The organism is Corynebacterium sp. (assembly GCF_030538285.1).
GTDB lineage: Bacteria > Actinomycetota > Actinomycetes > Mycobacteriales > Mycobacteriaceae > Corynebacterium.
The window spans coordinates 1-9,043 of the sequence record NZ_JAUNUG010000070.1 but is presented as its reverse complement, the minus strand read 5'-3'; the positions used below and the strand labels follow the sequence as shown (position 1 = coordinate 9,043).

Annotated in this window: 11 protein-coding genes; 5 read left to right on the top strand and 6 right to left on the bottom strand. The window is 63.8% G+C overall.

The window, feature by feature from the left end:
• Positions 1 to 83 precede the first annotated feature (83 nt).
• Positions 84 to 524 carry a hypothetical protein gene (locus Q4G50_RS13965; RefSeq protein WP_303378259.1) on the top strand — a complete coding sequence of 147 codons (441 nt, stop codon included), beginning with the start codon at positions 84 to 86 and terminating at the stop codon, positions 522 to 524.
• Here Q4G50_RS13965 and trmD read toward each other — a convergent pair whose 3' ends face one another.
• Both trmD and rimM read right to left on the bottom strand, forming a co-directional pair.
• On the bottom strand, positions 525 to 1,340 hold the full coding sequence (trmD, locus tag Q4G50_RS13960; RefSeq protein WP_303378258.1) for a tRNA (guanosine(37)-N1)-methyltransferase TrmD: 816 nt from the start codon (positions 1,338 to 1,340) through the stop codon (positions 525 to 527).
• Positions 1,337 to 1,903: a ribosome maturation factor RimM gene (gene rimM / locus Q4G50_RS13955; protein WP_303378257.1), complete on the bottom strand. Its 567-nt coding sequence runs from the start codon at positions 1,901 to 1,903 to the stop codon at positions 1,337 to 1,339. The genes trmD and rimM overlap by 4 nt, the downstream gene beginning before the upstream one ends.
• A gap of 101 nt (positions 1,904 to 2,004) precedes the next feature.
• Between rimM and Q4G50_RS13950 the strand changes: the two genes are divergently transcribed.
• From Q4G50_RS13950 to Q4G50_RS13940, 3 genes are all read left to right on the top strand, one after another.
• On the top strand, positions 2,005 to 2,343 hold the full coding sequence (locus Q4G50_RS13950; RefSeq protein WP_303378261.1) for a cupin domain-containing protein: 339 nt from the start codon (positions 2,005 to 2,007) through the stop codon (positions 2,341 to 2,343).
• Positions 2,336 to 3,046, top strand: a complete 711-nt coding sequence (deoD, locus tag Q4G50_RS13945; protein ID WP_303378260.1) for a purine-nucleoside phosphorylase — start codon at positions 2,336 to 2,338, stop codon at positions 3,044 to 3,046. The genes Q4G50_RS13950 and deoD overlap by 8 nt, the downstream gene beginning before the upstream one ends.
• Before the next feature lie 261 nt (positions 3,047 to 3,307).
• Positions 3,308 to 4,096 (top strand): PRC and DUF2382 domain-containing protein, encoded by a 789-nt coding sequence (locus Q4G50_RS13940; protein WP_303378256.1) that lies wholly within the window; start codon positions 3,308 to 3,310, stop codon positions 4,094 to 4,096.
• Here the strand turns inward: Q4G50_RS13940 and Q4G50_RS13935 are convergent.
• The 3 genes from Q4G50_RS13935 to Q4G50_RS13925 are packed head-to-tail and all read right to left on the bottom strand — an operon-like array spanning position 4,093 to position 7,390.
• Positions 4,093 to 5,499 (bottom strand): phospho-sugar mutase, encoded by a 1,407-nt coding sequence (locus Q4G50_RS13935; RefSeq protein ID WP_303378255.1) that lies wholly within the window; start codon positions 5,497 to 5,499, stop codon positions 4,093 to 4,095. The two genes, Q4G50_RS13940 and Q4G50_RS13935, sit on opposite strands and share 4 nt — an antisense overlap.
• The gene (deoC, locus tag Q4G50_RS13930; protein ID WP_303378254.1) at positions 5,496 to 6,137 is read right to left on the bottom strand and encodes a deoxyribose-phosphate aldolase; all 642 of its coding nucleotides are present in this window, start codon (positions 6,135 to 6,137) and stop codon (positions 5,496 to 5,498) included. The genes Q4G50_RS13935 and deoC overlap by 4 nt, the downstream gene beginning before the upstream one ends.
• An 11-nt stretch (positions 6,138 to 6,148) precedes the next feature.
• Entirely contained in the window at positions 6,149 to 7,390 is a 1,242-nt protein-coding gene (locus Q4G50_RS13925; RefSeq protein WP_303378253.1) for a thymidine phosphorylase, read from the bottom strand.
• Positions 7,391 to 7,413: 23 nt separating this feature from the next.
• On the opposite strand from Q4G50_RS13925, the gene Q4G50_RS13920 reads away from it, so the two are divergent.
• On the top strand, positions 7,414 to 7,776 hold the full coding sequence (locus Q4G50_RS13920; protein ID WP_303378252.1) for a cytidine deaminase: 363 nt from the start codon (positions 7,414 to 7,416) through the stop codon (positions 7,774 to 7,776).
• 22 nt (positions 7,777 to 7,798) lie between these two features.
• Here the strand turns inward: Q4G50_RS13920 and Q4G50_RS13915 are convergent, their stop codons facing one another.
• Complete coding sequence (locus Q4G50_RS13915; protein ID WP_303378251.1) at positions 7,799 to 8,842, bottom strand: DUF4917 family protein; 1,044 nt, start codon at positions 8,840 to 8,842, stop codon at positions 7,799 to 7,801.
• Positions 8,843 to 9,043 lie beyond the last annotated feature (201 nt).

Here is a 9,043-nt window from a genome sequence, read left to right as displayed (position 1 = left end):
CCGGGTGCTATCGATTCGTCAGAACACTGCTACTGGACGCACGTCCCTAACATTCACCGTCGGGCGACAGATTTCTCGGCCTCATGGAAGATGCACATCTTCTCTACCCCTGCCAACGCTATGACACTCGTGGGCGAGGTTGGCTGCGCACCAACGGCAAGTATTACGTGGTTGACCAGGCGATCAGAAATTCACTGCTCGGTTCGCGCACTTCAGACGCGGGCCATGTACTGGAGAATCAGGTCTTTTTTGAACTCCTCCGCCGCGGCTATTCCCTTTCCACAGGCCTGACTGCGGGCGGTGAAATCGACTTCCGTGCGGTGAAAAACCGCAGAGAAATCTTCCTCCAGGTCGCGTTGTCGGCGCTCAACCCAGCGACGCTGGAACGAGAGCTCTCCTCTTTCCGAGGCCTGCCGCCCGGGTCGCCCTGTTATCTGCTCACCCTCGACCGGATAGACCTTGGTACCGGCCCTGTCCTACAGGTCAATGCCGCGGATTTCCTGGCGGGAGGCGAGCTGGAGTAGCTACCCCTCCCCCAGCACTTTCCGGTCGACGTCGGAAAGCTCCGCTCCGTCCAGCAACTCCGGCCGCACGGCCTGAGTGCGTAACAGAGCCTGGTCGCGGCGCCACCGGTCGACCTTCGCGTGGTTGCCGGAGAACAGCACCTCCGGCACCTCGAGCCCGCGCCACACCCGCGGTTTGGTGTACGAGGGACCTTCGAGCAGCCCGTCGGAGAAGCTGTCCTCCTCGTGGCTACGGCGATTGCCCAGCACGCCGGGGATGAGGCGCACAACGGCCTCGGCGATGACGAGTACCGCCACCTCCCCGCCGATGAGCACATAGTCGCCGATGGAGACCTCCCGGACGCGGTAACGTTTCTCCGCGTCGAGAATGACGCGCTGGTCAATACCCTCATAGCGACCACAGGCGAAGACGATGTGCTCCTCGTGGGACCAGGACCGGGCGTCGGCCTGGGTGAAGGGCTTGCCCGCCGGGGTGGGGACGAGGAGCAGGGGGCGCTCGTCCCGCTCGTCGGCCGCGTACGACGACGCAACCTCCTTCACAGGCTTTTCCAGGTGCGGCAGGGAGCTTTCCAGCTCCACGCCGGTCTCGCCCGCGGCGACGGCATCCAGCGCCGGTCCCCACACCTCCGGTTTCATCACCATTCCGGGCCCGCCGCCGTAGGGGGTGTCGTCGACGGATTTGTGTACGTCGGTCGCCCACTGCCGCAGGTCATGCACCCCAACGGAGAGCTTGCCCTGCTCGATGGCCTTGCCCAGCAGGGCGTGGCGCAGGGGGTCGAGGTACTCGGGGAAGATGGTGACGACGTCGAGCCTCACAGGTCCAGCAGTCCTTCCGGCGGGGTGATGACGATGGCGTCGTTGTCCAGGTCAACGATGGGGACGAGGGCGTGGACGAAGGGCACCATGGCCTCGCCGCCGTCGTCAAGCTTGACCTCGAGGATGCGGTGCGCGGCACCGCGCACGACACCGGCAACCTCACCAATGTCCTCCGGCTCCGGCTGCGCACCCTCGTAGGCACGGGCGTGGGCCTCTTCCTCGCTGACGGCGCCGACGGTGAGTACGCGCAGGCCGATGAGTTCGTGGTCGTAGTAGGCGTCGTCGTCTTCGTCGATAACGGGCTCGGCGAAGAACTTCAGGCCGCGCAGCGATTCGGCCTCGGTGCGGCCGGGGATCTCCTCGAAGGTGACCAGGAGTCGACCTTGGTGCGGGCGCACGGCCTTGACGGTCAGCGACTCGGTCTTACCGGTCTGGCGCCCCTCGAGCACGGTGCCGACGGCGAAACGCCCGTCCGGGTCATCCGTCGTGGCGTCGACGACGACCTCGCCGCGCACGCCGTGGGGCTTGATCACTCGTCCGATCTGGACCTCATTCTCATTCACGGGTTACATGCTAGTCGTCTAGGCTCGGCACCATGACTGACCATACTGTTCCCGTGAATTCGCCGGACACGTTCGGGTCGGCGGCCCACGTCGGCGCGGCCATGACTGTCCTCCCGCTCCTCGACGCCGCCCCCGCCCCCAATCCCTCCCGGCCGCGTCCGGCGGTGCAGCGTTCGCTGCAGGGCGACGGTGTCAATCTCATCGTGTTCACCTTTGCGCCGGGCCAGGATCTCCCCGACCACAAGGCGGCGCACCCCATCACCGTGCAGTGCCTGGAGGGTGAGCTCGACTTCACCTGCGGGGATGAGACGGTGCGGCTGGCCCCGGGTGTGGTGGTGCACCTGCGGGAACATGTCATGCACCGCGTCGACTGCCCGGCAGATGCCCCGGAACGCAACATCCTGCTGCTGAGCATGCTCACCGGTGAGCGTCATGGTTGATACCCCGCACATCAATCCGGGCGGCGCCCCGATCGCAGCGACCGTGCTCATGCCGGGTGATCCGCTGCGCGCGAAGTTCATCGCGGAGACGTACCTGGAGGATGTCGTCCAGTTCAATGCGGTGCGCAACATGCTCGGCTTCACGGGTACGTGGCAGGGGCATGAGGTCTCGGTCATGGGGTCGGGCATGGGGATCCCCTCAATCTCGCTCTATGCCCACGAGCTCATCCATACCTTTGGGGCGCAGCGGCTGATCCGTGTCGGTAGTTGCGGGGCGATGCAGCCCGAGCTGGACCTCTACGAGATCATCATCGCCCAGGGTGCCTGCACCGATTCGCGTTTCCTCTCCCAGTACAAGCTGCCGGGCACCTTCGCCCCGATCGCCTCGTGGCGGCTGCTCAAGGCGATCACCGCAGAGGCCTCCCGACAGAACACCAACGTGCACGTGGGCAACATCCTCTCCTCCGATATCTTCTACAACGCCGATGACACGGCGATCTCCCGCTGGGCGTCGATGGGTGTGCTCGGCGTGGAGATGGAATCCGCCGGCCTCTACGCAGTCGCCGCGGACGCTGGAGTCGACGCCCTTGGCGTGTTCACGGTGTCCGACAACATCGTCACCGGCAAGTCCACTTCCGCGTCCGAGCGGGAGACGGCATTCACCCGGATGTTGGAGCTTGCCCTCCCGCTGGCCACCCTGTGACCCTAATCACGTAAGCAATTTCTTAATCGAATCGTCACCGTCAGCTCAGCCGCACGCCAGTTCCCGGGCCCACCTTCTGTCGGATTTCATATGCGAGATAGCGCATGTGCGGGGCAGATCGCAGTAACGGAACCCGCAGACAGTGTCAAGCACCATCTTCTAACTGCAGCAACCTTCTGCTTCTCGACGCCCCGCCCAGCGCCAGATGTCCCTACCGTGGAAGTCGTTCCACTCACAGCAACAGAAGAGGACATCACGATAATGGTTAACCGCAACATTGGCGACATCACCCGCGCAACCGCTTACGACGCTGACGGCGAGAAGCTCGGCTCGGTCAAGGAGGTCTACGTCAACGACGCCACCGGCCAGCCGGACTTCGTTGAGGTCGGCCACGGACTGTTCGGAATGAGCTCCTCCCTGGTTCCCCTGCGCGGCCACCGTCTCGACGGTGAGAACCTTAAGCTGGCCTTCACCAAGGACCGCATCGAGGATGCCCCGAACATCGACCACGACGTCCACCTCACCGACGAGGACCAGGCCACCATCTACCGCCACTTCGGCCTGGAGTCCACCCAGAACGTCGAGACCTACGACGAGGATGTCACCGGCCGTGACCGCGCTGGCTACGCCACCACCGACGATCGTCGTGACGCGGCTGTTGACCGCGAGGTCAACCGCGAGGGTGAGATGGTCCGCTCCGAGGAGCGCCTGAACGTCGATAAGGAGCGCGTCAACACCGGTGAGGCCCGCCTGCGCAAGTACGTCGTCCACGACACCGAAACCGTCGAGGTTCCGGTCGAGCGCGAAGAGGTCCGTGTCGAGCGCACCCCGATCGACGCCGACGACGCCCAGGCTGCCCGCGGCGGCCAGCTCGGCGACGACGAGGCCTCCGTCACCCTCCACGAGGAGCGCGTGAACGTGACCAAGGAGACCGTCCCGGTCGAGAAGGTCGGCCTGCAGAAGGAGACCGTCCGCGACACCGAGACCGTCACCGAGGATGTCGCCCACGAGGAGATCGAGGTTGAAGGCGACAAGCGCGACCTGCGCTAAGCCTCCCTCAGCAACTGATCCAGCCGATCCAGCGCCTGCGCGCGGGTCGGCTGGATCGTCTCGTAGTAGTACTTGATTTTCGGCTCGGTGCCGGACGGCCGCACGATCACCCTGTCCGGGCCGTTTTCCCGCACCCTCATCTCCCCCGCCGGCTCCGCCACCCGCACCGCCACCTGTTTGGTCAGGTGATATCCGAAGCGTTCACCGAGTTCCTCGAGCAGCGTTTCCAACGAGCTTCTCGACGCCACCTCCGCCACCTTCAGGCACGCCGTAATCCCGTCCTTGTCGGCAACCCACTGCGGGTCGACGCAATAGCCCAGGGCTTCCTCGTACCCGAAGATGAGGTTCGGCACGCGGGCGATCCACTTGAACCCGGTTGGGGTTTCCTCGAAGACCAGTCCGTGATGGGCGGCGATCTTCCCCAGCAGCCGGGAGGACACATTCGAGCAGGCCAGCGTGCCGCCGCTCGCCCGCGATGCCGCGTCCCAGCCGAGGATCGCCCCGATCTCATCGCCCGTGAACTGCCTGCCCGGCATGGCTACCGCGCAGCGATCCGCGTCCGGGTCGAGCGCCAGGATGAGGTCTGCACCGATCTGCTCAGCCAGGGCGAAAGCCAGGTCGAGCGCGCCGTCTTCCTCCGGGTTGGGGAAGGCCACGGTGGGGAAATCCGGGTCGGGGTGCGCTTGCTTCACCACCGGGTGGACGTTCTCAAACCCGGCCCGACGTAGCGCCTCGGCCAGCACCGCTCCTCCCACCCCATGCATGGCGGTGGTGACGATGACGGGCTGGGAGGCGGGGGCGTCGATAAGCGAAACCGCCCGGGCCAGGTACTCCTCGCGCACATCCACCTCGCGGATTAACGAGCGGGAACGCGGGATCTCGTCGGCCCAACCGGCGGCGTCGATAAGCAGGGCGATCTCGGAATCGGACGGCGGGATGATCTGGGAACCGCTCGCATCATAGACCTTGTAGCCGTTGTCGGTGGCTGGGTTGTGGGAGGCGGTGATCATCACGCCCGCATCGGCCGCGAAGTGCCGCACGGCGAAGGCGGTGAGTGGGGTGGGCAGCTGCGGCGGCAGGGCGAGAACCTCGATGCCCGCGGCGGAGAGCACCTCGGCGGTGGCGTCCCGGAACGCGGCCGAGCCGTGCCGCGCATCGCAACCCAGCACGACTCGCTTCCCGGCGCCGAGCCAGGCCGCCAGCCCGGCTGTCGCGCGGGTAACGGTGGCGACGTTCATCGCCGTCTCCCCCGCCCCGATCGGCCCCCGCAACCCGGCGGTGCCGAAAGTCAGGGGCCCGGCGAAACGCTCCCGAAGCCGGGGGTCATCCGCCTCCAACCAGCGTTGCACCTGCGCCCGGGTCACCCGATCCGGGTCATGCGCCGCCCACTCGGCCGGGTTCACAGTCCTTCCAGCACCGCTGCGGAGGAGGAGCAGCCCAGGCGGGTGGCACCGGCCTCAATCATGGCCAGGGCCGTGGCGGTATCGCGGATGCCACCCGAGGCCTTGATGCCCAGGCGTCCGCCGACCGCGGCGTGCATGAGCTCGATGGCGTGGACGGTGGCTCCGCCGGCGGTGTGGAAACCCGTGGAGGTCTTCACGAAATCCGCCCCCGCCCGCTCCGCTGCCACACAGCAGGCGGTGATCTGCTCGTCGCTGAGCACGGCAGTCTCGAGGATCACCTTGAGCACCGCGTCGGGGATCGCGTCGCGCACGGCGCGGATATCGGATTCGACGGCCTCGAAGTCATTGTCCATGGCGAAGGCAAGGTTAATCACCATATCCACCTCATCCGCCCCCGTGCTCACCGCGAGCGCCGCCTCGGCAGCCTTGATGTGGGAGTGGTGCGCACCCGAAGGGAAGCCACATACGGTGGCCACCTGCAGGCCCCGTGCGTCGACAGGCAGGCGCGAGGGTGAGACGCACACGGAGTAGACACCGAGTTCAGACCCCTCCGCGACGAGCTTGTCGACGTCCGCGGCAGTGGATTCCGGCTTGAGCAGAGTGTGGTCGATGTACCGGGCTAACTCGTGTCGCTTCATACCCTCCAGTTCTAGCCGATCTTCTCGTGGATGAGGGCGCGCGGCGCCGGTGGGGTGTCCCCGATGACTGGTCGCAGCACTTCCCGGGCCCGTCCGAAACGTTCCGGTTCATCGCTGTGCAGGGTGAGTAGCTTCTCCCCGCGCCGCACCCGGGTGCCCAGCGGGGCGTGGATCTCTATACCCGCCCCCGCCTGCACCGTGTCCTCTTTCCGGGAACGCCCCGCGCCCAGTCGCCAGCTCGCGACACCGACCTCCAGCGCATCAAGTTCAGTGACAAAACCATCGCGCTCGGCCACGACTGTCTCCGTGTGTCGGGCGCACGGCAGTTCGGCATCTGGGTCCCCACCCTGGTGCCGGATCATCGCCCGCCAGGCGTCCATGGCGCGGCCGTCGCGAAGTACCTCGGCGGGGTCTGCATCCACCCCGGCCAGCGTGAGCATCTCCCGCGCCAGCGCCACAGTCAGTACGACGACATCCTCCGGCCCACCACCAGCCAGCACCTCCACCGCCTCGCGCACCTCGAGCGCATTACCGACGGTGCGCCCCAGCGGGGTCGACATGTCCGTGAGCAGCGCGCACGTGCGCACTCCGGCATCGTTACCCAGCTCGACCATGGTGCGGGCGAGCTCGCGGGCGTCGGAAAGCTCTGTCATGAAGGCACCCGACCCGACCTTGACATCAAGCACGAGCCCGTCGGTGCCCTCCGCGATCTTCTTGCTCATGATGGAACTGGCGATGAGCGGGATCGAATCAACCGTGCCTGTGACATCGCGCAGGGCATAGAGCTTGCGGTCCGCCGGCGCGAGATCTGCCGTGGTCGCCGCGACGAAACCGCCCGGTGCGGCCCGCATCTCCTGTTCCGACAGCTCGGCCCGCCACCCCGGGATCGCCTCCAGCTTGTCCAGCGTGCCGCCCGTATGCCCCAGCCCACGCCCCGAGAGCTGCGGCACGCACACCCCGTGAGCTGCAACGATCGGCCCCAACGGCAGGGTGATCTTGTCGCCCACCCCGCCCGTCGAATGCTTATCCACACTTCCCTTCCACCGCATCCGCACGCCGGAGTTGATCATCGCGTTCGTCCAGTCCGCGATCTCCCGCCGGTCCATCCCGCGCAACACGATCGCCATCGCCAGGGCCGCCATCTGTTCCTCGGCGACGCGCCCGTGCGTGTACGCATCGATGACCCAGTCGATCTGAGCGGTACTCAGGGCGGCGCCGTCGCGCTTGGTGCGGATAATGTCGATCATGTCCATGCCCCCGATCCTAGGGAGTCACCGTGCTGCTTGAAGCCGCCCGCGCCGCCGCCCGCCACGCCTACGCCCCCTACAGTAATTTCCCCGTGGGCGCGGCCGTTCGCACGTCGACGGGAGAGGTCTTCACCGGCTGCAACGTCGAGAACGCCGCCTACGGCTCAACTCTGTGCGCCGAGCGTGGGGCCGTCATGGCGATGGTCGCCGCCGGCTTCCGCTCGGTGGAGGCGGTGGCCGTCGTCGGCCCGGACGGCCCGTGCTGGCCGTGCGGCGCTTGCCGCCAGGTGCTGGCCGAATTCGGTTGCCGCCGGGTGCTTGTCGACGGCGCCGAAGTAGCGTTCGAGGACCTGCTGCCCCGGGTCTTCGGAAAACTCAACAAATCGGAGTAATCCACAAACAACGTCATTAGTGTCACAGAGAACTTGAACAAGGCTCGTGAGTTCTCCAGACCTCTGCCGTTTGAGAGTCATAAAAGATTACGGGCAACTCGGTTCTATTATTGTTCGCTTTATATTCCTCCGCAATCCCGCGGGCTCTATTCTTCACGTCTTCAACCCCCACGCCATTCAAAAATAAGCCAACGTAAAGGCGGTCAATCCTGCTACCTTTTCGGGAGATTGCTCCAAAGATATGCTTGTCATTGTTGTCCAGTGAGGCGCCGTGAACAAACAAGGAACCATGCAATCTCGAGAAACGCTTGTGAGTTTCGGATAGGTATCCAGTACGATCCACCTTGACTCGCCTCTTCTTCTCTAATGAGGATCCTTCTGTTACCACAAGAGGATACGTATCCTCCGTTAGAGCATCTTGAACCTGGTTAATAATCGGCGCGTGGTCGTACCGACGCTTGTAGAGTTTCCCATCTTCTACGTAGAGATGAAAGGCACCGTGTAGATAGTGCACAACTTGCTCGTTTTCGGGATCCCAAACGAGACGATCTCCTCTCGATCCGAAACCATCAGTACGAGGGACCCCGTTACATAATCCATCAACCCGATTCAAAACCCAATACAACAAGAGATCATAATTGAGGGTAAATATCTCTTCAAATTCTGCCAGAAACGTTCGTGCCTGGACGATCTCAGACGACTTTAGAACACTTACGGATCGAGGATGATTATCGATCAGCACCTCCGCCAGACCGTCTCTCACCACATCTGCGTCATCCTTAAGAACTTTTACGAAATCGTCATCTCCCCCGTACAATTTCACGATTCGAGAAGCTGTCCTTAGGCGATCTACCACTACCTCAAAATCACGGGAATCAACTGCATCAAAAACATCTTTCTTATCCTCTGAGAGACGCTCAAGCTTTGCTTCGTCAAAAAGAGATCCATATTCGAAGATCAATTTATCATAATCAATGCTGAATCCATTTCCCAACAGGACCTTCGGCCTGATCCCCGCCTCTTTACATTCTTTGATGCAGGAATCAAAACTCATAATTTCTGGCATGGTAGATAGCATAGCAGCAAGAATCCGATCACTCTTGCCACCGTTCTCTCACGTTTGGCTCGAAAGCCGGGCGTTAGAGGGTTGATTCCCCGAAGGTGGTCATACAAAAAGATCCCACTGTTATCAGTGGGACCTTCCTATCTTTTGAGCGCTTTACTCAGCGTTCTCCTCGGAAGCCTCCTCAGCCGGAGCCTCCTCAGA